Origin of the sequence: Denitratisoma oestradiolicum (assembly GCF_902813185.1) — a bacterium.
GTDB lineage: Bacteria > Pseudomonadota > Gammaproteobacteria > Burkholderiales > Rhodocyclaceae > Denitratisoma > Denitratisoma oestradiolicum.
Window position 1 is genome coordinate 1,142,909 of record NZ_LR778301.1, and the last position, 25,863, is coordinate 1,168,771.

The following is a 25,863-nucleotide window of genomic DNA, read 5'->3' on the forward strand; positions in this document are numbered from 1 at the left end:
GGAATACCAAAATGAACGACATGACTCTTTTGAACACCCTCGGTCTCCTGGCCCTGGGTTTTAGCGCCCGGACGCTCTTCGATCGCGGCCTGTCCTGGTATCGCCACCGTCGTCCCACCCAGCGCCCCGAAGCCACTCCCGAGATGCCCCTCTGGCTGGAGTTTCTGGAAACGCCCCTGTCTTCGAAGGACATTGGGGATGCCCTGGAAAAGATGAACGACCTGCCACACTTCCACATGCTGCCGAATGTCAGCTTTCTGGACTACCAGACCGGCGCCCATGTGTCCTGGCAGTCCTACCAATATCTGGATGAGACCTACCCCCATCTGGTCCTCCAGTACGGCGGCCAGCCCCCCCGGATCCTGGCCGATGCCAGGGAACTTCAGCACTACCTCGACTACCAGGTCAGGGTCGCCCAACGCCTGAACCCACCCGCCGGCGTCGTCCGGGTCCAACGCCGTCCCCTGTACCCCCAACATCCTCAGGAGTCGCTGATATGACCTTCCTCCCTGATGTCGCCCGCTTTCCCCTGCGCATCGGCGCCGACCCCGAGACCTTGAGCCACCTTCAGCGGGAACCCCTGCTGTTCGCCGCCCACTATGCAACCCTGCAGCGGGTCGTGAAATGGCCCGAGTCCATCTTGCGCATCACCAGCGCCGTCAATGCCCGCTATGCCCAGCACGACGAGGTCCTGAAACTCATCGAGACCCTGCGCAGTCAGGTCCCCATGGCCCTGTCCGCCGATCTGGCCCGCAGTCTGGCGGAAGGCCTGGAACTCCATGACACCTTTCAACAGGACCCCACCGAGTACGCCCAGACCTGCGAGAACTTCCTGGAAGCCTACCGTCGTGCCCTGGCCGAGGAAATCGACGCCGGGGAAGACAGCGCCACTGGCCGACTCGAGATGATCTCCGACCTGATGGCCTTCTCCCCGGCGGAAACCCAGGTGCTGCGCTATGCCCTGTGCTGCACCGTCCATCCGCCCCTGCAACTCTTCACCCGCCTCTTCTGCGAACAGCGGGTTGATCGGAACCAGTTCTGGCAGATCACCCTGGAGATGGACGCTAAAACCCTCAGCACCGCCCTCTCATCCCGGGGGCGACTGGCCGGGACCCGGATGTTCCACACCACCCAGACCCACCCCTCCCTCTCGGAGTTCTGGGCAGACCTGCTGATCAACACCGGCATCTCCCTCGCCACCGGCATCCTCCAGTCCCTGGAGCCCCAGGGATCTACGGGAGAAACCTCCCGACTGCTCCCTGAGGACCGGGAAATCCTGGAAGCCCTGCTGCATCCCCGGGAGGTGGGCCTGCCGGGCATCAACGCCTTGCTCTACGGCAAGACCGCCCGGGACAAGCATCGCCTGGCCCGGAGCCTGATCCTGGCCTCCGGCGCCACCCCCTATACCCTCAACCCCGACATTCCCGATGGGGATCGGCCCGCTGCGGTGATCGTGGCCCAGCGACTCCTGGCCCAGCGTCCGGAACGGACGGTCCTGGTGGTGGAGAAGGCTCAGAGCGTGCTGACCCGGGTTTATCCGGATATCTTCGGCTTCATGGGATTTATGGAAGAGGCCACGGATGTCCAGCCCCTGGATCAGCGCCTTCTGGCCGAGAACCCCATCCCCACCCTGTGGCTGGGCCATGAGGCAAACCGCCTCCACCAGGAAACCCTGGGCCGCTTCCTGTTCCATGCCGAAGCCCTGAAGGGCACCCGGGCGGACCGGAAGGTCATGGTGGAGTCCCTGATCGAGACCCTGCCGGTGGCCCCCCGCACCAAGCTGGAACTGGTCAAGCTGGAAGGCCTCTCGGAACAGCAGGTGAGCTCGGCCAAGTCCCTGGCGAAGATCACGGCCGGCCGCTCTCGGCGTACCTACGCTCGCCATCTGCTCCTGGCGGCCCAGCGCAGCCAGAAGGCCCTGGCCCGGAAGAACAAGGATGAAGCCCGGATGCCGGTCACCCAGTACAGCTTGGACTATCTCAATTCCGCGGGAAGGTTCGGTCCGGCCAAGATTCTCCAGTCACTGCGTCTACGGCCCCAGGCGAGTCTGTGTCTGTACGGCCTGCCCGGCACCGGCAAGACCCAGTTCGCCGAGCACCTGGCCCAGGAACTGGGCTACCCCCTCCTGACCAAGCGGGCCTCGGAGCTCTTCGACAAGTATGTGGGGGAGTCGGAGAAACGGATGAGCGAGGCTTTCGATCAGGCCGAGGAGGAAGGCGCCATCCTGCTCCTGGACGAGGCGGACTCCTTCCTACGGGATCGCGCCCGCAGCCAACACCAGTGGGAGGTCTCCATCGTCAATGAACTCCTGCAACAGATAGAGCGCTTCGAGGGGATCTTCATCTGTGCCACCAATCTGTACTCCCATCTGGACATTGCTGCCCTGCGACGCTTTACCTTCAAGCTGGAGTTCCTGCCCCTGAATTTCGAGCAGCGCTGGGAAATGTTCCTGAATGAGGCGGACCTGAGGAACAAACCCTTGAGCACCTCCCAGCAGGCGGACTACGAAGAGCGATTGATCCTCATGAAGAACCTGACCCCGGGGGATTTTGCGACGGTGAAGCGTCAGTGCTTGCTGTTGGGAGAGAGCCTGTCTCCCCGGGATTGGCTGGATCAGCTGGAACTGGAGGTCCAGGCCAAGCAGCGGCAGAGTGAGGACTATCGAGCCGGGGAGGTGGCGGCATGAGGAACAAGCACACTCCCATCCCCGCCACGACCACGTCCATGCCCACCTCAACCTCCAAACCCCATGCTCCGAACTTGGTGGGTCAGGTGGGACTCATCGGGGGCGCGGTGATGCTGTGTCTGGTGATCCTGGCCAGCGCCACTGAAAGCACGGGCGTGTGGATCGGCACGGGCCTCATGGGTCTGGTCTGGCTGGGCCTGGTGGTCATTGGCCAAATCATCGTGGACAAACAAGGAGAGAAACCGTGATGACGCTGAAGGATGAATTCCAATCCGGACTGAAAACCGGCTTGCGCCCCTTCCGGGCGGCCTGTGGGGTCTTACTGCCCATGTTTCTGGGGGCGGCAATTCTCATGGCCCTGGGGGTGGCCCTGCTGATGGGGACGACGGACTACGCCGGCCACCGCCCGGCCTGGGCCCAGGGCCTGAGCGAAGTCCTGATCCTGCTGGGGGCTCTTGGGCTCTTGCTGGGGAGTTTGAGGGCCTGGTGGGTGATGTTCCAAGTGGCGTTTTCCCAACGCCCCGCAAAAAACTCGGATACCGGTCTAAGCAAGGAGGAAGACCCCTCATGACGATCCTGAGTGTGGACTTTATTCCTCGGCGCAAGGCGGAAGCCCTGACGGTGGAGGAGGCAACGGCGGTGATTTCCATTAACGAACCCGAATCCGGAATGGCCCCGCTGGCAGTGTTTCCGGAAATCCTGCGGCTGGCATTCCATGATGTGGATAGCCAGGACTACACCGACTGGGTCCTGTTTGACGATGCCCAGGGCCAGGAGGTCATCGGGTTCGTCGAGCGGCTCCATGCCTCACCCATAGCCCATCACCTCAAGGTGCATTGCCGGGCGGGGATTTCTCGTTCGGCAGCGGTGGCGCTCTACGTGGCTGAAGCGACGGGCTGTGAGTTCCTGCGACGGCCCTTTGCGGGGCTGGCCAACAAGCTGATGCTGGAGATTCTGTCCCGGGCTTCAGGACTTCCGCTCAAACGGCCCCGGGCACTGCCCCGGCGGGAGCGGTTTCAGGTGGAGATCAGCCGGAATTTTGAAACGGGGCTGGCCGAGGTTCGGGTAGTCAATGGGGTCACTGGGGAGGAAATCGTCCAGGCCGGGCCGATGCTGGAGGTGCCTCAGTTACTGACGGCAGGCCTGCAGCGGGTCTGGGGGATTGCCAATCCGCCCTCGGCCCACCATGTGACGAACTGGGATCATTTGGAGGGTAGAGGAGGTCGGACCGGGCGACGGGCCAGGAAGCGCTATTCCAGCGGGAACGGAGGCGGGGGAGATTGCGACTCTGGACAGCCGATCTGAAGCCCATTCAGGGACTCTTCGGCCGTCAATGCAGGGAAAGCTGGTCGGCGGTGAAACGCAGGAATCTATGGATCTGAGAAAGGAAGAATCAAATGGATCTTCAACAAACCCTGATGGGACTGGGCATCCTAGCGGTAGTCGTGGGCCTGATCGTCCTGGGGATTGTGGGAATTCATCACTGGGAAGGGCGGCAGGAGAAGGACTCGTAAGAGTCCTGCCAGAACAGCTGAAGAAAAGGCTGAGAGTAAAGGGCCGCCCATCGGGCGGCCCTGCGGAGACGCTTAGAGGGCAGCGTCCTTCAGTTTCTTCAGGGGACGAATCCGCAGCTTCACGGTGGCCGGCTTGGCGGCGAACCAATGCTCTTCCTTGGTGAAGGGATTGATTCCCTTGCGCTTGGGCTTGGCGGGCACCTTCTGGGCCACGACCTTGAGGAGTCCCGGCAGCAGGAATTCACCCAGGCCCTTCTTGTTGACCGATGCCAGGGCGGCAGCCTCCAGGGCGGCCATGACCTTCTTCACCTCCTTGGCCTCGACCCCCGAGGTTTCCGCCAGGAAGGCGGTCAAGGTGGTCTTGTTGAAGGCGGTCTTGATGGGTTTGACAGCGGCGGGGGCAGCCTTGGTAGCCGGCTTGGCGACGACCTTCTTGGCCGGTGCCTTGGCGGCTGGTTTCTTGGCAGGCTTGGCTGCAGGTTTTGCGGCGGGTTTCTTGGTGGCCATGGTGGGCTCCTTCAATCTATGGAATGGAAAGGACTGCCTGGGGATTGTAAGAAGCCCCCTTAATGCCTATGGAGGGAAATAGGGCTGGATGACGGCATAGTTCAATTTGTCATGGGGACGACAGGCGTGCCAGCTCCCGGAAAATCGAGCTCAGGTAATGACGTCGTTGCCTCAGTGGTCCGCCAGCTGCTTCAGGGTTGCCTGAACCTTGCGCTTGCCCATCTTTTTAAGGATGGCGAGTTTCGTCAGCTGCTCCTGGCTGGGACGGGAACTGCCTGCCTCCCAGTTGTACACCGTCTGGGGAGATATCTGGAGGATCGATGCCAATACCGCTGCCGTCAGATTGAACTGTTCCCGCATCTTCTTGAGACCCGCGGGGCGGAAACGGAATTTTGTTGAGGTCCCGTCCTGTGCGGGTGACGGGGTGGCCCGGGGCTGGGAAGTCGATGTCCTGGAGGGCTGGCGCTCCAAGGTCGTGAGCCTCTGTTTCAGGCGCCTGATCTCGGTTCGGCACTGAGCCAGGGATTTTTTGAGGGGGCGTGTCTCGGCGCGTAATTCCTTACGTACCTGACGGATGATTTCCTGTTTCAGGACGGCGGCGATATTGGACATGGACCTACTTGATAGAAGATGACAGGGTGATTATCGGGGACGGCCCATGAAACGGGCGAGGATGATGGCAATGCTCATGAAAATCCTCATCTGGAGTTGCGAAAAATACGCATACCGTCTCAGCCAAATAGCGTAACTCATAGTTCTATCAATTCAAGACTTAACAACGAATCGTGTTAACAACGAGTCGCCAGCCAAGTGGCTCAGCGCGATTTCGAAAAATCAAGTTTATGATCAATGAGTTGAATATGGGACTGCTCACCTGTGGCTGATATGTATAGTTTTCTGTTTTTTGGAGTGGGTGATGAAAACAGAGAATAAGCCGAGTCTTCTAGAGGCACTAGCAGTGATTCGTGGCCTAAGGATATCAGAAGTTGGGAATTCGGCTTCAGGCAGGTGCTGGTCTGAACTTCACCGTTGCTTTCATGCCCCAGCACTGGGTTGTCGAGCGATCCTTTGCTTGAATCGAGAGAGAAATACCACCTATGGAAAAACTACGATTCTTGACCGAGGGTGGCGCAGCAATCAGTGTGGCATCGACGATGGTGCCGCCCGACAGGCGCAGGCCATTCTTCATCAACAGTTCACCAACCTTGGCGAAGATCGCTGCCCCCAGATCATGGGTTTCCAGCAGCTTGTGAAATGTAGAAGTTCAGACTTGATCTGACAGTTCCCCCGTTTTGGGTGCGCTCGGCGTTGTAGTGCTCGATCCAGATATCCAGATTAGCCTGTAGCTCGTCCAGGGTTTGATAGATCTTGCGCCGGAATGCAATCTGATAGAACTCCTGCAAGATGGTTTTATGGAATCGTTCGCAGATGCCATTCGTCTGCGGATGCCGTGCCTTGGTCTTGGTGTGTTCGATCTCATTGAGGGCCAGGTAGAGCTGGTAGTCATGGGTCTCGGCCTTGCCGCAGTATTTGGTGCCTCGGTTCCTTTCATTCAAAGTGGTCGATACATCATTTGTGGGTCAGACCTATACAGGCTGACTTACAAATCCCTTTTTGTACGTCCGCTCGTGGGCCAGCAAGGCCCAGATCGTTACGCCACCACGGCGATATTCAGCGGCCGGTGTTGGCGTAGTTCAGTGATCCACGGTTCCGGTTCTTTAGCGTGCGTTAGCACCGACCGTGCACCGTGAATCAGCAACGTGCGCAAATAGGTATCGCCACGTTTGCTGATGCCCAGTAAGCGAATGCGCCCATCAGCTTGACCTCGTGACCCATCGCCGTGAGTTTCCTCGCCCAGTGCTGCGAACCGCCGCACGCTTCCATGCCAATCCGGCACGCTGCCCGGTTGGCAAAATGGTGGAGAAACTTCTCACGTTTGAGCTGCTGACTCACGATCTCTCCGGTCTCCTGGTCAATCCAGTGAAGTTGAAACACCCGCTTCGCCGTATCCACTCCCACCACCGTTTTGCTAGCATTCATGTCGGACCCTCCGGTTTGCCTGTGAAGAATTTCGATTCTTCCACTTTGGGCACTTTGATGCCGTCGGCCCGTGAGGGTCCGCCTCCTACCTTTCACCCGCCGCAGAGATATCCACGGCGCCGGTCGACGGTGGCCCCCCTAGACCAAGAGGCGACTGGCGCCGTGGATATCTCGTGTTTAGCGCTCGAAGGTGGGGGACGTCCATACCATTTCATCGTTCCGTCTCTTGTGTTCGATACCCTTCATCCGACTACCTGATAGGGATTTCGTCCACGGTAGATGGGACTTATTCGGCGTTTCCTTAGGTGTTTTTAGTGCGTTTGCATCATGTCACGCCACCCTCGCCTCTTCATACTTTGCTCACGGGCGTTACGAGGCCCCGGGACATTTTCGATTTCCATTAGAGGAGCACGAGTTATGACATACAGCCAGGATGTTTGGGACCCGAGCAATGAGAAGCAATGGGTAAATGCGGTGGCGCAGAGCAAGCTGCCGCCTTTGGTCATTTCCGTCGCCCTCACCGGTGGCGTGCATGGTAAGGAAAGCAATCCCAACCTGCCGGAAACCGCGGAGGAACAGGCCCAGCAGGCCTATGACTGCTACAACGCCGGCGCCACCTATGTTCATCTTCACGCCCGGGTTCCCGGCCAGCCTTGGCAGACGAGCACGGACTCCGCGGTTTACCGGAACATGAACCGCAAGGTCCGGGAAAAGTGTCCCAAGATCATCATCAACAACACCTGCGGCGGCGGCTATGGCGCCGACCTGAGCCAGGCCCTGGCACCATTGGAGGCCAATCCCGAAGCGGCGAGCCTCGACATCGGCCCCCTGGCAACCCGTTTCATCATGAAAAAGCGGCCGGAAGCCGGGCGCATGGAGGACGTGAATTTCGAGGCCGTGGCACCGTTCGGCTATGAAATGACGGAAACCTACGCCAAGGCCATGATGGATAAGGGCGTGCGTCCCGAAGTCGAGGTCTTCCATCCAGGCTGCTGGTCCCTGGTGCACAATCTCATCGACAAGGGGCTGCTCAAGCCTCCCTATCTGACTCAGCTGGTCTTCGGCTTCCAGAGCGGCAGCTATCCCACACCCAAGCAGATCATCCATCTGGCGGAAACGGCACCCAAGCCTTCCAGCCTGACGGTGCTGGGCGTAGGGCCATGGCAACCCTCGGTAATGACCATGGGCATCCTGATGGGCATGAATGTGCGGACCGGGATGGAAGACAACCTGTATATGGGTAAGGGACAACAAGTCCAGAGCAATGCCCAGCTCGTGGAAAAGGTGGTGCGGCTGGCCCGGGAGCTTGGCCGCGAAATCGCCACCCCCGAGCAGGCACGGGAAATACTCGGTTTCTCGCAGACCCCCACCACCTACGATTGACCAATGGGCCTTCGGCCCATCCCGACAAATCCTTTCCTCGATGCGGGGCCGCCTTTCCCGGTGCCCCCGCAGGGTGATGTTCGCACATGGAGAAAACGCAAATGCCCAATGCCCTGGCTCATCTTCGGGTTGTAGAGATCGGACAAGGCATCTCGGGTCCGTATTGCAGCAAGTTGCTTGCCGATCTGGGCGCGGATGTGATCAAGGTGGAACCTCCGCTGACCGGCGACCCACTGCGCCAGGCAGGCTCCTTCCCCGATGATGAGGATGACCCGAGCAAGGGCACGCTGTTTCGCTACCTGAACGCCAACAAGGGAAGCATTGAATGTGACCTCGGCTCCGAGGAGGGGAGGAAGACACTTCTCGACCTGGTGAAAGCTGCCGACCTGGTCATTGAAAATCTGGGGGCCGGGGTACTCGAAGCCCTCAAGCTGGGATTCGATGTATTCGAGAAGGCCAACTCAAAGATTGCTTTGATCAGGATTTCGGATTTTGGCCAGACAGGTCCCTATTCTGGTCAACCCGCCACCGATCTGACGGTGCAGGCCGCTGCGCAATGGGTGAATAATCACCATGTGCCGGAACTTCCTTTGCTCCAGGCAGGCGGCCGGATTCCAGACTACAACGTTGGCATCTACGCTGCTGCTGCCGCTCTCACAGCCTATTCCATAGCATCCACTTCAGAAAAGGCGGTTTACTTCGATGTATCCAAGCAGGAAAGCTTGGTGTGCTGTCTCGGTGCAGTCTGGCTGCACATCGAGACACTGACATCCCTGGGGTGGGGAATTCCTGCAGAACGACATTTCCCCTTCCCTGGGGTAGTTCGCTGCAAGGACGGCCTGGTCAGCATTAACGCTTTGACCGGGCAGAATTTCATTGATTGTTGTCATCTGCTGGAGGTACCCCAGTACATCCCCAAGCAGATGGAAATCACCTACGGCGGACCCGACTTCGATGGATTCTTCCGCGACATCGAGCCCTGGCTCATGGAGCGGACCGTAGAGGAAGTCGTGGAGATATGTCAGGCGATGCGGATTCCCACTGTGCCGATTTCCAATGGCAAAACCCTGTTGGAAGTACCGCAGCTACAAGCCAGATCATTCTTCATCCGCGATCCTGACGAGGGCTTCGTCCGTCCCGGCTTCCCCTATCGGCTCGAACATACCCCCGCAAGCTTGCGTAAAGGGACCCCCCGATTGGGCGCAGACAACCCGATGGACGAATCGATGCCCTGGAGCCCGAGGGAATCCACCGGACAAGCAACGCAAACGGGCAATGGTGAATTCCCCTTCGAAGGATTGCGGGTGATTGACCTGGGGATATTCTGGGCCGGACCCTATATCAGCTGTTATCTGGGAGCCTACGGGGCAGACGTCATCAAGGTGGAATCGATCCAGCGCGCGGACGCCTTCCGGTTTCAATGCGCGTATCCGGAAGAGGGACATGACTGGTACGAACGAAGCAGCATTTATCAGCATACCAACCTGAGCAAACGTAATCTCACGCTCAATCTTGATGCGCCTGAGGGAAAGCAGCTCTTCGAGCAATTGTTGGCAAAGGCCGACGTGGTGATCGAGAACTTTACGGCCCGGGTAATGGATAACTTTGGATTTACCAGGGAGCGCCTCAAGGAGATTAACCCGAGCTTGATTATCGTACGTGTTCCGGGGTTTGGCCTGGAAGGACCGTGGCGAGATTTCACCAGCTTTGGCATGCCATTGGAGCAAGTTAGCGCGATGTCCTGGGTTACCGGCAACCCCGATGGCCCACCAGTCAATCTGGGGGGATATGCGGATGCATTCGTCGGCATGCATGCGGTGGTGGCCTTACAGGCGGCATTGATTCACCGTGCGCGCACTGGTCAAGGTCAGATGGTTGAGGTGCCTCAAATAGAAGTCGGCGCATGTCTGACGGCAGAGCAGGTAATCACCCATTCCGTAACGGGAAAGATTGTGGGGAGGATGGGCAACCGCAGCGATACGATGGCCCCTCAAGGCGTTTATCGTTGCTCATGCGGGCAATCGGTTGCGCTTTCCATCAGGGACGATAACGACTGGAACCGATTCAGGACGATGTCCCCGGTGAATACCTGGGCACAGGATGGTCGCTTCTATTCCCTGAAGGGACGGCTGGCGCATCATGATGAACTCGATGAGTTGATTTCCCTGTGGACAAGCCGGATCACTGCGAATTCGGTCATGACCGCCCTGCGGGAGATGGGAATTCCCGCAGCGATCGTGCTTACCCAGCCGAACATCCCCAGCGAGCCCCACCTGGTTTCACGGAATTTTTTCCAGGAACTCGACCATCCGCTGACCGGTGTGCGGCGCTATCCACGGTGGCCGTGGCTCCAGTCTTCAGGGGCGAACGGAGAACATCGGTTCCGCTCCCCAACCTTGGGGGAGCACAACCATGAAATCCTGAGAGAAGAGCTTGGACTCTCAACCGATGAGATTACCCACCTTGCCTCAAAAGAAATAATTGGCACTGTCCCTAAGGGGTTGGGATGACTCCTTGGAGATAGACCCAGGAACATTACGAAGACGGTCATCGGAGGAGTCGATAATGCGGAGAGTTGCGCTGGTTACCGGCGGCATGGGCGGTCTGGGTGAGGCGATCTGTGTCAAGCTGGCCGCCCTGGGCTACAAGGTCGTCACCAGCCATAGCCCATCCAACGCCAAGGTCGGGGACTGGCTGCAGACCATGAACCACATGGGCTATGGCTTCAGTGCCTATCCCTGCGACGTCGCCGATTTCGATTCCTGCCGCGACTGCGTGGCTCAGATAGAGAAGGATCTGGGACCGGTGGATGTGCTGGTCAATAACGCGGGCATCACCCGTGACATGACCTTCAAGCGCATGACCAGAAATCACTGGGATGCAGTGATCCGCACCAATCTGGATTCCGTATTCAACATGACCAAGCAGGTCATGAATGGCATGACTGACCGCAACTGGGGCCGGGTAATAAACATTTCGTCAGTCAATGGTCAAAAAGGCGCCTTCGGCCTGACCAATTACGCCGCCGCCAAGGCCGGGATGCATGGCTTCACCAAGGCCCTGGCCCTGGAAGTGGCCAAGAAGGGGGTTACGGTGAACACCATCTCGCCGGGCTATATCGGCACCAAGATGGTGAGAGCGATTCCCAGGGAGGTACTGGAAAGCAAGATATTGCCCCAGATCCCCGTCTCCCATTTGGGAAAGCCCGAGGAAGTGGCGGGCCTGGTGGCCTATCTGGCCTCCGAGGAGGCTGCCTTTGTGACCGGAGCCAATATTTCCATCAACGGCGGTCAGCACATGTTCTGATGGGCTGAGGCAGCCAGCTTCCCCGGCAAAGCAATGACTTCTTTATGGGAAAGAGGAACAAGAAATGACAAAGAGAGTTGCACTGGTGACAGGAAGCATGGGTGGCCTGGGCACCGCGATCTGCAAGGCGCTCGCCCAGAGCGGCCATACCGTGGTGGCGAACTGCCTGCCCAATTTTCCACCCAAGGACGAATGGCTGGCAAAAACCAGGGCGGAGGGTTTTGACTTCCATATTGCTGAAGGCGATGTATCTGATTTCTACTCATGCACTGCCATGGTCCGCAAGATCGAGGCCGAGATCGGCCCGGTCGATGTGCTGGTGAATAACGCAGGCATCACCCGGGATGGCGTGTTCCGCAAGATGGACAAGGCCCAGTGGGATGCGGTGCTGACCATCAACCTGGATTCCGTGTTCAACGTCACCCGCCAGGTGCTGGAAGGCATGGCGGAGCGGGGCTGGGGTCGGGTGATCAACATCTCCTCCCTCAATGGCATCAAGGGCCAGTTCGGTCAGGCCAACTATTCCGCCGCCAAGGCAGGCATCCTCGGTTTCACCAAGGCCATCGCCCAGGAAGTGGCGAAGAAGGGGGTGACCGTCAATGCCATCGCCCCCGGCTACATCGCCACCGAGATGGTCATGGCCATCAAGCAGGAGGTGCGCGATTCCATCACCGCCACCATCCCCGCCGGCCGCATGGGCACACCAGAGGAAATCGGTGGGCTGTGCGCCTACCTGGCCTCAGACATCGCAGGCTACATGACCGGCGCCACCCTGAATATCAACGGTGGCCTGCACATGTATTGATGCCGACGAGGCTCACCTGACGGAGTATAGAGGGATGAGAACCCGGAAGTCCTAATGCGTTTGCACCATGCCTGACATCTCATACCTATGCATACTGCACACATGGATGTAGCGGATCAGTAGCTGCACCAAGGCATGGCAAGGCGCACAGGAATATGAAATTGCGCCCAATGCGCTGCCTGTTTGCACACACTTCTACGGCCGAAAGGCCTTGAGGAAAGGAAGGACAATGGCTCAGAATCTCGACGTCGTCACCTCCGACACCCGGATGGACCGGCTGGTGGGTGAGCACGAAAAGCCCTGCGCAATGCATATCTGGCTACTGCAATTGCGCAAGGACTCCCTTGTGGAATCTCGCGTTCTGTATGGCCATATCGCACCAAGCACTTATCGCAACGATGCCTGGAGCGCGCCACGGGAGGATGCCTTCAAACAGGCTGGCCCTACCACCAGTTTGCAGGTCCTCAGAATAAGCCTGTTTTCCTATGCCCGAACCATAAGAGCCTTACTAGGCCGCCTCCTGAGCGGGACAACCCTGGAGGCGGCGAGTGATGAATTGCAGTTAAAGCTGTCATCTCACGATTGCTCACGCTTTGGCAACGTCCGTCTAGGTCAGCAATCGACCCTTAGACCGACCCTCCACCTTCCTTCACGGGACTATTACCAGGGTACAAGCCTGCGCCTCAGTCCGATGAACTTTGCCAGCGCCGATAGCAGTGCGATCACAAATCTCGAAAAGTCCGGAATTTTCCATGTCGGGACAGAACCTGATCGGGATATCGCGAAATATTGCGTCAATGTGCTTGAGCGAGAAACCGGGATGAAGTTTTCCGATATTGACTCCTGGCGCCTGGGGGACATCGAACTGCTGGTCTATCCATCCCTGGACGATGATGAACGCCCGCAGTTCAACATTGACGGAGATGCCTCTTCCATTTGTGTCGTGCTCACGAGCCCCATGAGCGGGCCTGAGTCAGAGCTTCAAGTGCGGATACGACTGCTTAACGACGGAGGTTGCTTTCACACTCATATTGCATCTCTGCCGCCGAATACGACATTTCCTGCACGGATCGTATGCAAGCTTCCTCCCGCAGCCCATCGGATCGTTGATGCATGCGAGGTCGACATTGATGCAATCTATCCAAAAACTGGCCAATCGCATGCCTGCATGCGCTGGGGCAACCACCTGGTGGATGGCGCCAACATCTCTCCCCGGGCTGCAGGTGACGATACAGGTACAAGCAATGATTGGCTTTACAGGACCCCAGAGCAGTACAACAAACCCGGAGGACAGGCATCCCAAGAGCCACTCACGGGAGATACCCCGGTATCGCCCAACGACCGAGAACACTCTGCCAATTCCTGGGTGGCCGCAAATCGTCGCAACGTATTCGTTATGACCCACTTGCTACCCAGGGACTCAATGGGATTCCATGTCAAACACTCCAAGGAAGAACAGATAGGTAGACTGGAGTTCGTTGAATGGCTAAGGGAGTTATTTTCTCACCACCGTTCCGCACAGATCACATGGCTTGACCCGTCCATGGATGACATAGGTATCAATCTTGTAAACCAATATGGGGTGCATGGCAGCCACTATCTGGTACTTACCGAGTACCCCGAAGAGGCGCCTCTTACCGACTGGACTGTCAGGCTACTTCACGATTGGGGGATGGGACCGGAGCCGAAAGCACTGCCAGAGTCCCGGATCGATCACTTGAAGTCCGCCTGCCGGAAATGGGCCAGCAGCCCCCACGGTGTTCGATTGCGGGTAATTGGGATCCCTTCCGGGGAAATTCACGATAGGATAATCCTGATTCGGGACACCCAGCTAAAACCGGTCGCAGGATACTACCTGTCCAATTCTCTGCAACGGGAGAATGAAAATCTCCCACTCGTCATTACCGCCATTCCGGACGCCGTACTCAGGAATGTAACAAGCTACATCGACGATATGATCGCGAGAGCCTTCACGACGGCTGGGACTAAGGAAGGTGGAAACCCGAATCCGGTTATATTTGATTCCGTCGAGCATGGAACTTCGAAACCCAAGAAACTGATGGAAGCCTGAAACCAAAAAACGCCATCGGCCCAAAAGGCCGATGGCGGTCATTGAAACATTGTTTCTGGCGGCCTTGCCTGTGGAAGGCCGCCGGTGCGGATTCCTTTCCTTGCGACACAGGGAATCCAGAATACCTTTACCCGACTCAATTGACCCAGACAGTTTTCATCATGCTGAGAATATGGCTGACCAGCTGGGCTTGCCGATGGACTCCTGTCCGCTCGAAGATCGAGGCCAACTGGGTTCGAGCCGTGAAGCGGGAGATCCCAAGTGAGGCAGCTGCATCGATGAGGCTCTGCCCCTTAACAAGGCGGACCGCCAGGGCGGCTTCGGCCCGTGAAAGTCCCAGAAATTCGATCAGCGCGCTATCGGTAACATCCGGAGTATAGCTTGCATCACGGAGCAGCACAATCACCGGAGACTGCGCCTTCTCGTCCACTCCGGGCCGCGGCTGCGAAGAGCGGACCAGAAGGCTCCAGTAGCGTTCCCCATCAACTCGCCGAACCTTCATGGTCTGATTTCCGGAAAGCTGCGGATTGCTACCATGCAGGCGACTCAACAACGTACGCAACGCACGATCGTCCTTGGGGTCGCTACAGTGGAGCACACCGTCTCGGGCATAGAATCCATCCTGGGCTAGAAGCACTCGGTCCAATACCATGTTCTTGATCAGGATACGGCACTTGTCGTCAAGAACCCCGGAACCAATGGCGACCTGGCCAGTGGTCTCGTCAAGCACACTCAATCGATACTCCTGTAGTGCAATGCGGGCATAGAGAGCGATTGCGGTACGAAGGCGGGGGATCATGGCCTCGAAGATTTTTCGCTCGCGCTCTCCGAATCCAGACTCACCTTCAATCCTGGCTGCCCGCAACCTGAACATCATGCCGGTACGCGGCTCGATCATATTGACGCCAATCAGCTCTGTAGTCTGACTGAAATGTCTGATGAACTGTCTATAGTATGTCGCGTGCTGGTTCTCAAGCTGGCTTTTGGTAAGAATACATACCTTGCCTTCAGGCAAATCTAGGAAGGGAGAATCGCGGTAATATTCCCTCTGCAGCGCGGCCATTGCCAAACTGTTGGTGGGGTTTGCAATCCAGATTCCGGCATCTCCGTCACGAGGACGGCGTAGAACCATTGTGGCGTGATGGCAGGGAAGCTGGTTTTCCAGCGCATCAAGAAATGCAAGCCACGGCGAATCATCGAGAATACTGGCATAAAGCGTGTTGATCAGTTGCTCTAGAGCATGCGACATGAATCGATAACTCCGAGTGCTATAACGCTTGGCAATAGATCCCAATACATAGCATAAACGCCAAGATGGGTACTAGGGAACTTATTAAGTCCGCCACACCAGCCGGTGCCCAGTTTGTTAATTTTTCTGGATTCCGACGTCCGCTGGAATGAATTTCAACTGGTTCAGCATTTCACTAAGACCTGAGTACCCAGCGTTACTGGAAATATATAGAGATCCCATAGTAGTCTAGAGACGGACCTACCCTAGGCAGCCCCCATCATGCTTGCTCATGATCGAACATGAGCATTTTTATAGAGAAATATCACGCAACTGCGGCGAAATGATGAGTCTTGCCTCGGTGGCGCACTGAATTTCTTCGACGGTGAGGTCCGCCGCCTTCTCCACCAGAACCAGACCATCACGGGTAACATCGATCACCCCATAGTCCGTGATGATGCGGGTGACCACGCCAACCCCTGTGAGCGGTAGGTTGCATTTCTTGAGAATTTTTTTCTCTCCGTTCTTGGCGACGTGCTCCATGGTGACGATGACCCGCTTGACACCGGCCACCAGATCCATCCCTCCGCCCGGCCCTTTGACCATCTTGCCAGGGATCATGTAATTGGCGATGCTGCCGCAGGCGTCCACCTGCATGGCCCCGAGTATGGTCAGATCGATGTGTCCTCCGCGAATCATGCCGAATGACAGCGACGAATCGAAGTAGGACGTTCCCGGCAACTCGGTCACCGTTTGTTTGCCGGCGTTGATGAGATCGGCATCTTCCTCACCTTCGAAGGGAAATGCCCCGTAGGCAAGAATGCCGTTCTCCGAGTGAAAAACGACCTCCATCTCCTTCGGGATGTAGTTGGCTACCAGCGTTGGAATGCCGATCCCAAGGTTTGCGTAGTAGCCGTCGCGCAACTCTTGAGCGGCGCGCATGGCAATTTGTTGACGTGTCAGGGGCATTGTTGTCCTCCTCTGGGGGGTTTTATGGGCGCGGACGTGTAGTACGCTGCTCGATGCGCTTCTCGAAGCAGTCTCCGACGACGACACGATCAACGAAGATCCCAGGTGTATGCACGAGATCAGGATCAAGCTCGCCAAACTCGACCAGCTCCTCCACCTCGGCAATGCAAATCTTGCCCGCCATCGCACAGAGCGGATTGAAGTTACGCGCCGCCTTACGATAGATGAGGTTGCCATGGCGATCGGCCTTGTAGGCTTTCACCAGCGCGAAGTCGCCAACGATGGCGTGTTCCATCACCATAGGACGCCCGTTGAATTCTCGGGTCTCCTTACCTTCTGCAAGCTGCGTGCCGTAGGCTGTCGGCGTGTAGAAGGCCGGGACACCGACCCCTCCGGCTCGGAGCCTCTCCGCCAATGTCCCTTGGGGATTGAGCTCGACCTCGAGCTCGCCACTCATGAACTGTTTTTCGAAGTTCTTGTTCTCTCCAACGTAGGACGCGACCATCTTTTTGATCTGTCGAGCTGCGAGCATGAGCCCCAAGCCGAAGTCATCCACCCCACAGTTGTTGGAGACCACCGTGAGGTTCTTTGGACCTTTGTCCACCAAAGCGCGGATCAGATTTTCAGGAATTCCGCACAAACCGAAGCCGCCGGCGACAAGCGTCGCACCATCCTCGATGTCAGCTACGGCCTCAGCAGCGCTAGCGACAACTTTGTTTATCATCGCGATACTCCGCGCGCAAAGTCTTCCGGAGAGCATCCATCAGGTGGCCAGGAAACCGTATCCGCTTCGACGGGAACCTTAATGCAGCGCAGCATCAAAGAAACAGCGTGCCAGGTGGCGATTGCAAATACAAGCTCCAGGCGCGCCTCTGTTCCCTCGAGATTCTGCTCACAACGTGCCCACGTTTCGTCGGAAATTGTCCCGGTGGATATGACCTCGTCCGTTGCCGCAAGGACGGCTTTTTCGGCAGCGCCGAGATGCGTCGAGGCTTGCCAATCCCGAACCTCCAGCAGATCCTGCTCCGTACAGCCGAAGGCTTTCAATGCGGTGTACCAGTGCTGAACCCACTCGTATTCACAGTTGGTTTTCCAACCGATACGCATGATGACCAGCTCGCGTAGCCTGCCATCGAAGGCGGAATCAAAAAGCTGTGCGTAGAGCAGCCCCTGAAGTGCCTTGGCTACACGGGGGCTCTGAAAGAGGATGCGGAAAATATTGCGATCATGCAGCTCTGGCGGAATACCGGCTTCGGTACCAATTTTTGCCATCTCTTCGGCGGAAAGCAGCGGAATGCGGGGTGTTTTCCTGTTTTCAGACATTGGTATTGCTCCTTTCAGGTACAAGCAGTGACAGCTCACCGCGTTATTGCGGATCGCAAATGACGCATTCGCCCATCTCCAGCCGCCAATTGGTCAGTGAATCCTGACCATGGCACCGGCCCATGAATAGCCGACACCGAATCCGACGACCATGACGTTGTCCCCGCTGCGGATCACCCCTTGCTTCGAAGCGCTCTGCAAGGCGACCGGGATGGTCGAGGAGACGGTGTTGCCGCAGGTTTCCATCTGCAACCAGAACTTGCTTGTGGGAATGTTCAACTCGTTGCGCAACTGCTCCAGCAGGAACTTGTTGGCCTGGTGGAAGATGAAGTGGTCGACCTGATCAATGGAGCCGCCCCATTTCAGGAGAAGCTGATCGATAGCTTTGGGAACTTCTCTCAGGACGAAGCTCAGAACCTCCCGCCCGTTCATGTACAGGTTCTGCAGCGAACGACGGCTGCCGTCAGGAAAGTCTCGTACCAAAGCGGTTGCGCTGGAGGTCGGATGTCTCATTCCCCCGGCAGGGACGATCAAATTATGGGCTCCGCTACCATCGGTACCGAAAACAAAGGGGCCGATAAGATCCGTATCAGCCTCCACCGCGCCGATGAGGGTGGCTGCCGCCGCATCGCCAAACAGTGTCCGTACCGTAGGGTCCTTGGCGTTGAGGTATTTCGTGTAAGTGTCCGCCGTGATCAGCAGCACATTGCGCGCAGCGCCTGTCTCAATCAGGCCTTTGGCCACCCCCAGGCCATATACAAATCCGGAACACCCCTGATTGAGATCGAAGGCGCCACAATCGGTGCGCAGTCCCAAGCGATGCTGCAAAAGACATGCAGTCGCCGGCAGGAAATAATCCGGACTTTGAGAGCAAAAGAGGAGGAAGTCGATATCGGACGGCGCACACGAACCCTGTGCAAACAATTGCTGGGCGGCAGCGAAGCCCAAGTCGGAGGCGCATTCGTCCGGTCCTGCCACCGAGCGCACAGCGATCCCCGTGCGATCGAGAATCCTGGAGGCACTCCATACCCCCAGTTCCCGTTCCAGCTGCTCATTCGTCAGCTTGCCTTCCGGGAAGTGGCAGCTATGGGACTTGATCGCGGCCTTGGCCGTCGGGCTGAATTTCATGGTCTGTACTCGAAGTCTTCACCAACAATCAACATGTCGCCAGATGCCAAGCATTGCGTTGAATGAAGTATGAGGAGATCGACCTGATTCCACATGGTGCAAACGCACTAAAACAAGCCGAATCGGTATTTTCTAAGTTTTCTGTTACTCAACAATTGCAATCGCAGCCCCCTTAGCCGAGCACTGCCAGTGCATCTATAGGGTCATGAGGTTTGTTTTATCTGTGTTGACCGCCTGACGATGCGATTCATGTTTTTCCTTTGACTGCCAAGGGAAGGAAAACGATCACTGCGACCCCGACAGTACTGGCCAAGACTAGGAAGGCCGCCGAGTAATTGCCAGTCAAGTCGTACAAGTAACCGACCATGGGTAATGCCAGAATTACCATAACGATGCTTAACGGTTGCATAAATCCCATAACACGTCCAAAAATCAAGGGGCCATAAACCTCTGCCACCAGGGCGCCCCAGGCCGGCAAAAATGCTCCGGAGGAAAGCCCTACCGAAATCGCAGCAAGTACGATGATCGGAAATTCATGGAACCAGACCAGCAACAGTAACGGTAATCCTGCCATCAACAAAGCTGCCAAAATGCAGTACTTCATATTGATGCGATCAGCAAACACACTGAAAAGAACTTTGCCGCTAAAACCAGAAACTGATATTACTGAAACCAATAGAGCAGCCTGGGAAGACGGCACTCCGTAGCCCATGGCAAAAGGTACCAGATTTGCCAGGACCGTCATGAACGTCGCTATGGACACGCCGATAGCCATAGAAATACGCCAGAAGGAAGCATCCTTCATAAGGTTCGGCAATTCAGTTTTGAGCGATCCGGCCTCGGGTGGGTGGGATTCATCCAGAACCTGCCCCCCATCAGAGCGTAAACCCAGATCGGCAGGCTTGTTCCGCACCAGCCAGAAAATTGGTGGCAGCAATATCAAAAGGATAATCCCCGCCATAAGCAGACAGGCTTTTCGCCAACTATGCATACCTTCTATCAAGGCTTGCAGGATCAGGGGGACCAAGAGCCCCCCCAAGGATGTACCCATGGCTGTGATACCCATGGCGCGTCCACTACGCCGGGAAAACCAGCGGGCCACCAATGTATTGGCCCCTAGCGGCCCTAGCAGGGTGCTACCCAGGGACATCACAAAACCATAAATCAGAATGAATTCCCAGATATTTCGGGAGAAGGAAATCAGCATTAGGGATGCAGAAAGAAACATTGTGCCAACAGCATAAATGGAACGAGCAGACCGTTTGTCCATCAGGGAGCCAGCAATGGGGGAAATTAGCATCGTAGCCAGAGAGCAAGCCGTCAACGCCCACATCATCTCCATTCGTGAAGCACCGAACTCATTGCCTACCGGCAATACCAATAGCCCGAAGGAATAACTGGTGACACCACTGCTCATTCCCAATACCAACATGGCTACAATCACAATTTTCCATCCATGGAACATCTGGCTATTTTCTCCCGGGTTAGATAGAAAAAAGAGGTCCGCTCACTCGGGCGGGCCAACTCAGCTGGACAGAGAAAATTTAGCTGATAGGATATCTAGGTCGCATTAGAGGAGCCTATACAGCATGGAATGCGGCTCAAAAAAGATATCTTCTGACCAAAAAATAGGGAACTTCTTTTTTTTCCCGGAAAAGTATGTCGGGATTAGCGATGGGTAACATGATGCAAATGTATTAGAAAGTTGCTGTTCGATGCAGAGAGCTACTTTACTCATTGGAAATAGAAGTCTGGATCAGGGAACACCTAGCACTCACTGAATTTCATGACCGGATACCACTGGGTCGGATTTTCAGAAATAAAACAATAAAGTGCAGCTGATTCAGGTTTTTTCGTGCAGATAAGAATTCCATCGGGCTTTCCTCTACGGATCGAAAACATCAGGTCTTTTCCAAGTGACTGACTGCCCGATAGCCAAACACCATCGCAGGACCGAGGGTGCCTCCCGCGCCACCGTATACCCGGCCTAGGGGGGCCGCGGCATTGTTGCCGATGCAGTAGAGCCCGGGAATGGGAGTTCCCGATTGATCAAGTGCCTGGGCGTCCTCGGTTACCGCGGGACCACCTTTTGTTCCCGTATCTCCGGGATCAACTCGGACGGCATAATAAGGCGCCTGGTCGATGGTGACGAGACAAGGATTAGGGCTGGTTCCCTTTATGGTCCAGTAGCGGTCGTGGGCGCTCTCGCCCCGTTGGAAGTCCAGGTCCACGCCGGTGCTGGCGTAGGCGTTGTTCTTTTGAACGGATTCCATCAGACCCGCTGAATTTACACCGATCTGGCGTGCCAGTCCTTCCAAGGTATCGTCCTTAAAAAGGAAGTCTCCAAACCACTCCTTCGGTATCTTGGAATCTGGCAGCACTGATGCCGGCAGCAGAGGGCCCAAGGGGCAGTTCTTACGATATTTGGCATCAAGGATAATCCATGCAGGAATGCAGCCGCCCGTTTTAGCATGATCAGCGTACATAGCTTCAACGAAGCGATCATAGGAAATAGTTTCGTTGACAAAGCGTCTGCCCTGCTTATTAACGGCAATGCTGCCACCGAAGCCACGCTCCGCAAATATGGCCTGCTGGCCTTGCTGAAGAGCTTTGGGGGAGCGTACTGTGGGAGTTCCCCATATCATCTGCATGTTTTCCAATTTGGCACCGATCGCCTCGGCAGCTCGGATGGTATCTCCCGTATTGAGATTCTTCGGAGTGCAAGACCACTCCTGACGACTGGGTTGAGTATGGTACTGGTCGCGCATTGCCTGGTTCCTCTCGAATCCGCCAGCGGCCAGGATTACCCCACGCCGCGCCCGCAAGGTGACCGGGCTCCCTTTCCGGCGGGCGATGATGCCAGTGATCCGGCCATCCTCGTGGATCAACGATTCCAACGGACAGTTAAGCCAGAGCGGGATGTTGCGTTCCAGCATGGCGTGGCGCAAGCCACCGATGAGGGCATTGCCCAGACATAGCCGTCGATCCCGCTTGGTCTTGAAGCGCCAGGGCAGGTCCAAGTAGTAGCCGAGCATGATTTTTAGCAAAGTCCATAGCCAGCCCGGAGCCTTGGTAGCGATGATGTTAGATTCCGGGATGGTCATGCCGATCCCCATCAACGTGGCGCCGGGGTGAGTGGGTCGCAAATTTTGGATTTCCTCTCCCAGCAGTGCGCCGTTGAAGGGATCCGGTTCCATGGCCCGTCCTGTATCCACTGCACCGGGTATATCCTGATAGTAGTCGGCATAGTCGGCGTTTACCCGATAGCGCAGAGCAGTCTTCTCGTTAAGGTAACGGATCATGTCCTTGGCGGAGTCCAGATAGGCCCGGATCTTGATGTCCGTCGTGGTTCCTGACGCTGCGGCCTTCATGTAAGTGAAGGCGGATTCATAGCTGTCCGGCGCTTCACCGTTGAGGGGAATCCACAGGGCGCCTCCTGATGTGGCGGAAGTACCTCCGTACTGATCGCTTTTTTCGATAGCCAGCACCTTCATCCCCAGGTCATGAGCGCGCAGGGCAGAGAGCAGGGCACCTCCGCCCGTGCCCACCACGATTACATCGTATTCGTAAGACTCACTCATTGATGGCGTCCTCCTTGTGGTCGTTTTTTGTGTTTTCTGGGCTCTATATTCCGCGATGGACCATGGCCTTCCTTGGCGTCCAGAAACTACGGTCACGCTGGCCAGGCCTTCTCAATCAAGGTAATAAAGGATTTTTCCAGTGCGTAGACATAGAGCATGTGGATAATGCGACGGGCGATATTCAGACGTCACTTAACGAGAAACCTAGAACATCTGGCCATCCTCTTTAAGATAGAAAAAAGAGGCCCGCCCTCTCGGGCGGGCCAACTCAGCTGGACAGAGAAATTTAGCTGAGAGGAGATCTAGGCCGCATTAGAGGAGCCTATGCAGCCTGGAATGCGGCTCAGAAGCGATAGATCACATCAAAACCCACGGTACGACGTGGCGCCCATAATCCCAGCGCTGTTCCCGTGATGCCGCCAAACGGAGCACCCGCCATAACATAGGACAGATACTTCTTGTCGGTCAAATTCTTGGCCCATAGACCCACAGAAACATCGCCCTGTCCGTCGGGGGCTGTGCTGATCCCATTCAGAGCCAGACGGCCGTTCCACACGCTGTATGCCGGCGTCAGGTCCAGTTCGCCAAACTTGGTCGCCGTAAAGCCCGCAAAAACGCCTCCTTGGGTAATGCCATCGGTCGTCGATCCCGACTGGGCATCCATGTGGCTATAGTCCAAGTGGGCCTCAAGTCTCCCGGGGAACCCCAGGTCCGGAAATCGGTAATCGACATTAACCGTGTAGTTGTTCTTGGGCAGTTTCCGGTAGAAGCGGGAAGCCACGTTGGTGGTGGTTCCGGGCGCAACGACCTTCTTGTACTCCAGATCCAGTCGTGTCCAGCTGAGCCCGAGACGCAGGTTCTTGGTGACTGCATAAGCGACCTCAAGCTCAAGCCCCTTGATCTGGGACTTGCCGGCGTTGGCGATGATTGCGGTATAGCGGCCAACTACTTGGGGATCCGCAATCTGCATCTGCTGATCCTTGTAGTCCATCACAAAGTAGGCCAGGTTGGTCCGCAGGCGATTCTCGAAGAACTGTCCCTTGAAGCCCAGCTCCTGGGAGGTCAAGGTTTCCGGTGAGAATCCGGTAAGGGCACGGGCCAGGTTGCCATCTCCCATGTTGAAGCCGCCGGTGCGATACCCCTTGACGATCTTTCCGTAGCCCATCATTTGATCGTCGAAGTGGTACATGACGGATAGAGAGGGCGTGACCTTGCTTCCTGTCAGGTGTCCGCTGCCACTTTGTGTTGGTGTAGGCCCTAAGGATTGTCTGTAACTCGTGGCGTCGAGGGCGTAGGAGACGATTCCATTATCGATCACACTGACATCGCGGGTATCACGGGTATAGCGAACGCCCGGCACAATCTCAAGCTTCCTGGACAGCACATCGGGCCGCCAACTGAATTGGCCATAGGCTGCCCAGGATTCATTGCGCGCCCAAGCCTGATGCGGACGAATAAGCGTGGCGGAGTTGGCCGAGGGGCGGTAGGAATATTGGGAAGGGGCTTCGTATCCCTTTTCTTCAAAGTAATAAAGGCCAGCCGTGTAGTTGAAGTAATCAGATGGGCGACCCACAAACTGGAATTCCTGTGAGATCTGGTCCTGATTGACGATGCTAGGTACGCTGGAGGCCGGCATGGGGACTGTGACGCTGCTGGCCGGGGGAAGCGAGGTCACCGGCCCGGCGATGTATCCATAATTCCCCGATGAATAGATCATGTTCTTGTAGTAGGTCTCGGTCAGCTTCCGATATCCCGTGATGGAGCGGACCGTCAGTGTGTCGCTGGCGACCCAGTCCACATTGACGGTATGGCCCTCGACCTCGATTTCGCTGTCCGGTTGCGCAGAAACCCCGGTCAGGGTGGAGCGGTAATCGCTTGTGCAATCGGCTTTGTTGGCCAGGATTGTGGTTGCCCCCAGACAGACGAAGGGCTGATCCTGTAGCTTCATCTTGGTGAAGTCATAGCCATAATCGACGGTGACCATGGAAGCGGGTTTCCAGCGGAAATCCAGGCGCCAGGCATCGGTTTGGGAGGTCCCCAGCTCCGGCCCAGGGCCAGAGTTCTTGATGCCGTTAACCGGCTCATCGATGGACTTGTGCAGGTACGAGATGCGAGCTGCCAGGGCATCGGTGATCGGAAGGTTGGCAGCGGTCTTGGTCACCAATTGGTCCCGGGTGGCAACGGTCACCTGCTGCTTGAAGTGGAAGCCGTCGAAGGTGGGCTTGGCCGTGACGATATTGACCGCGCCAGCAACAGCATTCCTGCCGACGAGAGTCCCTTGCGGCCCCTTGAGGATTTCAACGCGTTCAAGATCTGCCGCCGTGACGGAATTGAGACCATCGGAACGCGCCAGATAGACGCCGTTCAAGTGTATGGCGACAGGCTGATCCAGGGTCACCGCTGCACTGAACTGCTGGCTACCCCGCATTGTGATGAATAATGTTGATTCTTGTGCCAGGGGGAAATTGTTGATCGTCACCCCGGGTGCTTGGGATCGCATATCGGTGAGGCTAACGATCACATTCTTTTCAAGCGCTGCTGCATCAAGCGTCTGGATGGAAATCGGAACATCCTGTACGTTCTCCGCCCTTTTCTGGGCAGTCACGATGATCTCCTCAAGTGCAGCCTCCCCCTTTGCCCAAGCTGATGCGCAGGTCACGAATGAGGCACAAATCATTGTGTGTATCATTTTTTTCTGAAACATCGCTTTCCTCCTCCGAAAATTTCCCTACAGATGGAACACCCATGGGGATATGACACCTTCTGACCGACAGAAATTGTTAACTACAGTCAGGGATTTCTTATTTCTCAGGAAAGCATGTCAGGCTTGGCAAGCGATGACATGATGCAAATGCACTAAAAATTTATTTTTCTAGGTCAATTGCGAGCTGGGTCAATACTCCGTTAGGGATACGCCGCAAGTCGCGAAGGCATGAGGGCGAATGGAGGTGGGAACATGAAGCGAATGGAACATTCCCTGTCCATTCCTTCCGTTGGAGCGTCAGCGGTGGGGGAATTCCCCGTTTGCCGCTCATATCGGACGTAACTGTCTCGTAACTGGTCGTCCCCACTTGACGAGATTGATCATCGCCAACATGGCGAAAGCGCGGTTGGCATTCTTGGCCAAACCACGATAGCGGGTCTTGGCGAAGCCCCACAGCCGCTTCAGGGAGAGGAAGGGATGCTCGACCTTGGATCGCACACTCGACTTACGCCGATTGATTGCCTTGTCTTCATCGGTCAGAGGCCGGTTCTTGTAGGTCCGTTTATTGGTGTAGTCCCCTGTAATGACCCACTAAAAATCTGCTCAGGTCATAATTTC

20 protein-coding genes and 4 pseudogenes are annotated in these 25,863 nt (G+C 56.5%); 10 read left to right on the forward strand and 14 right to left on the reverse strand.

All coding sequences use genetic code 11. The features are described from left to right. Positions 1 to 11: 11 nt before the first annotated feature. Genes DENOEST_RS05340 through DENOEST_RS05360 form a run of 5 tightly spaced genes read left to right on the forward strand, consistent with a single transcriptional unit; the run spans position 12 to position 3,991 of the window. Positions 12 to 500 carry a hypothetical protein gene (locus DENOEST_RS05340; RefSeq protein WP_145772330.1) on the forward strand — a complete coding sequence of 163 codons (489 nt, stop codon included), beginning with the start codon at positions 12 to 14 and terminating at the stop codon, positions 498 to 500. After that, positions 497 to 2,686 (forward strand): ATP-binding protein, encoded by a 2,190-nt coding sequence (locus tag DENOEST_RS05345; RefSeq protein WP_145772331.1) that lies wholly within the window; start codon positions 497 to 499, stop codon positions 2,684 to 2,686. The genes DENOEST_RS05340 and DENOEST_RS05345 overlap by 4 nt, the downstream gene beginning before the upstream one ends. Next, positions 2,683 to 2,934 carry a hypothetical protein gene (locus DENOEST_RS05350; RefSeq protein WP_145772332.1) on the forward strand — a complete coding sequence of 84 codons (252 nt, stop codon included), beginning with the start codon at positions 2,683 to 2,685 and terminating at the stop codon, positions 2,932 to 2,934. Before DENOEST_RS05345 ends, DENOEST_RS05350 begins: the two co-directional genes overlap by 4 nt. Then, a complete protein-coding gene (locus DENOEST_RS05355; protein WP_145772333.1) occupies positions 2,931 to 3,257 on the forward strand; it encodes a hypothetical protein in 327 nt (108 codons plus the stop codon). The genes DENOEST_RS05350 and DENOEST_RS05355 overlap by 4 nt, the downstream gene beginning before the upstream one ends. Next, positions 3,254 to 3,991, forward strand: a complete 738-nt coding sequence (locus DENOEST_RS05360) for a hypothetical protein (RefSeq protein WP_145772334.1) — start codon at positions 3,254 to 3,256, stop codon at positions 3,989 to 3,991. Before DENOEST_RS05355 ends, DENOEST_RS05360 begins: the two co-directional genes overlap by 4 nt. 281 nt (positions 3,992 to 4,272) lie before the next feature. On the opposite strand, the gene DENOEST_RS05365 is transcribed toward DENOEST_RS05360, so the two are convergent. The 5 genes and pseudogenes from DENOEST_RS05365 to DENOEST_RS20730 form a co-directional block, all read right to left on the reverse strand. Next, complete coding sequence (locus DENOEST_RS05365) at positions 4,273 to 4,707, reverse strand: HU family DNA-binding protein (RefSeq protein WP_145772335.1); 435 nt, start codon at positions 4,705 to 4,707, stop codon at positions 4,273 to 4,275. Between the two features lie 171 nt (positions 4,708 to 4,878). Next, the gene (locus tag DENOEST_RS05370) at positions 4,879 to 5,319 is read right to left on the reverse strand and encodes a helix-turn-helix domain-containing protein (protein ID WP_145772336.1); all 441 of its coding nucleotides are present in this window, start codon (positions 5,317 to 5,319) and stop codon (positions 4,879 to 4,881) included. Between the two features lie 496 nt (positions 5,320 to 5,815). Continuing rightward, positions 5,816 to 5,962: pseudogene (locus tag DENOEST_RS05375) on the reverse strand (IS5-like element ISEcl5 family transposase); the annotation flags it as partial. A gap of 31 nt (positions 5,963 to 5,993) precedes the next feature. Continuing rightward, positions 5,994 to 6,251, reverse strand: a pseudogene (locus DENOEST_RS05380) (integrase core domain-containing protein); the annotation flags it as partial. A gap of 262 nt (positions 6,252 to 6,513) precedes the next feature. Continuing rightward, positions 6,514 to 6,747: pseudogene (locus DENOEST_RS20730) on the reverse strand (IS110 family transposase); the annotation flags it as partial. 417 nt (positions 6,748 to 7,164) lie between these two features. Here DENOEST_RS20730 and DENOEST_RS05390 point away from each other — a divergent pair. The 5 genes from DENOEST_RS05390 (at position 7,165) to DENOEST_RS05410 (ending at position 14,312) form a co-directional block, all read left to right on the forward strand. After that, on the forward strand, positions 7,165 to 8,130 hold the full coding sequence (locus DENOEST_RS05390) for a BKACE family enzyme (protein WP_170228318.1): 966 nt from the start codon (positions 7,165 to 7,167) through the stop codon (positions 8,128 to 8,130). A gap of 101 nt (positions 8,131 to 8,231) precedes the next feature. Then, positions 8,232 to 10,640 (forward strand): CaiB/BaiF CoA transferase family protein, encoded by a 2,409-nt coding sequence (locus DENOEST_RS05395; RefSeq protein ID WP_170228319.1) that lies wholly within the window; start codon positions 8,232 to 8,234, stop codon positions 10,638 to 10,640. 55 nt (positions 10,641 to 10,695) lie between these two features. Beyond that, entirely contained in the window at positions 10,696 to 11,436 is a 741-nt protein-coding gene (phbB, locus tag DENOEST_RS05400; RefSeq protein WP_145772339.1) for an acetoacetyl-CoA reductase, read from the forward strand. A gap of 64 nt (positions 11,437 to 11,500) precedes the next feature. Further along, entirely contained in the window at positions 11,501 to 12,241 is a 741-nt protein-coding gene (gene phbB / locus DENOEST_RS05405; RefSeq protein WP_145772340.1) for a beta-ketoacyl-ACP reductase, read from the forward strand. 229 nt (positions 12,242 to 12,470) lie between these two features. Then, positions 12,471 to 14,312 (forward strand): VPA1262 family protein, encoded by a 1,842-nt coding sequence (locus DENOEST_RS05410; RefSeq protein ID WP_145772341.1) that lies wholly within the window; start codon positions 12,471 to 12,473, stop codon positions 14,310 to 14,312. A gap of 136 nt (positions 14,313 to 14,448) precedes the next feature. On the opposite strand, the gene DENOEST_RS05415 is transcribed toward DENOEST_RS05410, so the two are convergent. The 9 genes and pseudogenes from DENOEST_RS05415 to DENOEST_RS05455 all read right to left on the reverse strand — a co-directional run. Continuing rightward, positions 14,449 to 15,561 (reverse strand): helix-turn-helix transcriptional regulator, encoded by a 1,113-nt coding sequence (locus DENOEST_RS05415; RefSeq protein ID WP_145772342.1) that lies wholly within the window; start codon positions 15,559 to 15,561, stop codon positions 14,449 to 14,451. A 291-nt stretch (positions 15,562 to 15,852) separates the two neighbouring features. Further along, a complete protein-coding gene (locus tag DENOEST_RS05420) occupies positions 15,853 to 16,509 on the reverse strand; it encodes a CoA transferase subunit B (protein ID WP_145772343.1) in 657 nt (218 codons plus the stop codon). Between the two features lie 22 nt (positions 16,510 to 16,531). Further along, positions 16,532 to 17,233 carry a CoA transferase subunit A gene (locus DENOEST_RS05425; protein WP_183148210.1) on the reverse strand — a complete coding sequence of 234 codons (702 nt, stop codon included), beginning with the start codon at positions 17,231 to 17,233 and terminating at the stop codon, positions 16,532 to 16,534. Next, positions 17,230 to 17,832: a carboxymuconolactone decarboxylase family protein gene (locus DENOEST_RS05430; RefSeq protein ID WP_197970529.1), complete on the reverse strand. Its 603-nt coding sequence runs from the start codon at positions 17,830 to 17,832 to the stop codon at positions 17,230 to 17,232. Before DENOEST_RS05430 ends, DENOEST_RS05425 begins: the two co-directional genes overlap by 4 nt. A gap of 93 nt (positions 17,833 to 17,925) precedes the next feature. After that, positions 17,926 to 18,960 (reverse strand): 3-oxoacyl-ACP synthase III family protein, encoded by a 1,035-nt coding sequence (locus tag DENOEST_RS05435; protein ID WP_145772139.1) that lies wholly within the window; start codon positions 18,958 to 18,960, stop codon positions 17,926 to 17,928. Positions 18,961 to 19,207: 247 nt separating this feature from the next. After that, on the reverse strand, positions 19,208 to 20,425 hold the full coding sequence (locus DENOEST_RS05440) for an MFS transporter (protein WP_145772138.1): 1,218 nt from the start codon (positions 20,423 to 20,425) through the stop codon (positions 19,208 to 19,210). Between the two features lie 436 nt (positions 20,426 to 20,861). Next, positions 20,862 to 22,541 (reverse strand): FAD-binding protein, encoded by a 1,680-nt coding sequence (locus DENOEST_RS05445; RefSeq protein WP_145772137.1) that lies wholly within the window; start codon positions 22,539 to 22,541, stop codon positions 20,862 to 20,864. 343 nt (positions 22,542 to 22,884) lie between these two features. Then, complete coding sequence (locus DENOEST_RS05450) at positions 22,885 to 25,245, reverse strand: TonB-dependent receptor (RefSeq protein WP_145772136.1); 2,361 nt, start codon at positions 25,243 to 25,245, stop codon at positions 22,885 to 22,887. Between the two features lie 327 nt (positions 25,246 to 25,572). Further along, positions 25,573 to 25,821: pseudogene (locus DENOEST_RS05455) on the reverse strand (transposase); the annotation flags it as partial. Between the last annotated feature and the right edge of the window lie 42 nt (positions 25,822 to 25,863).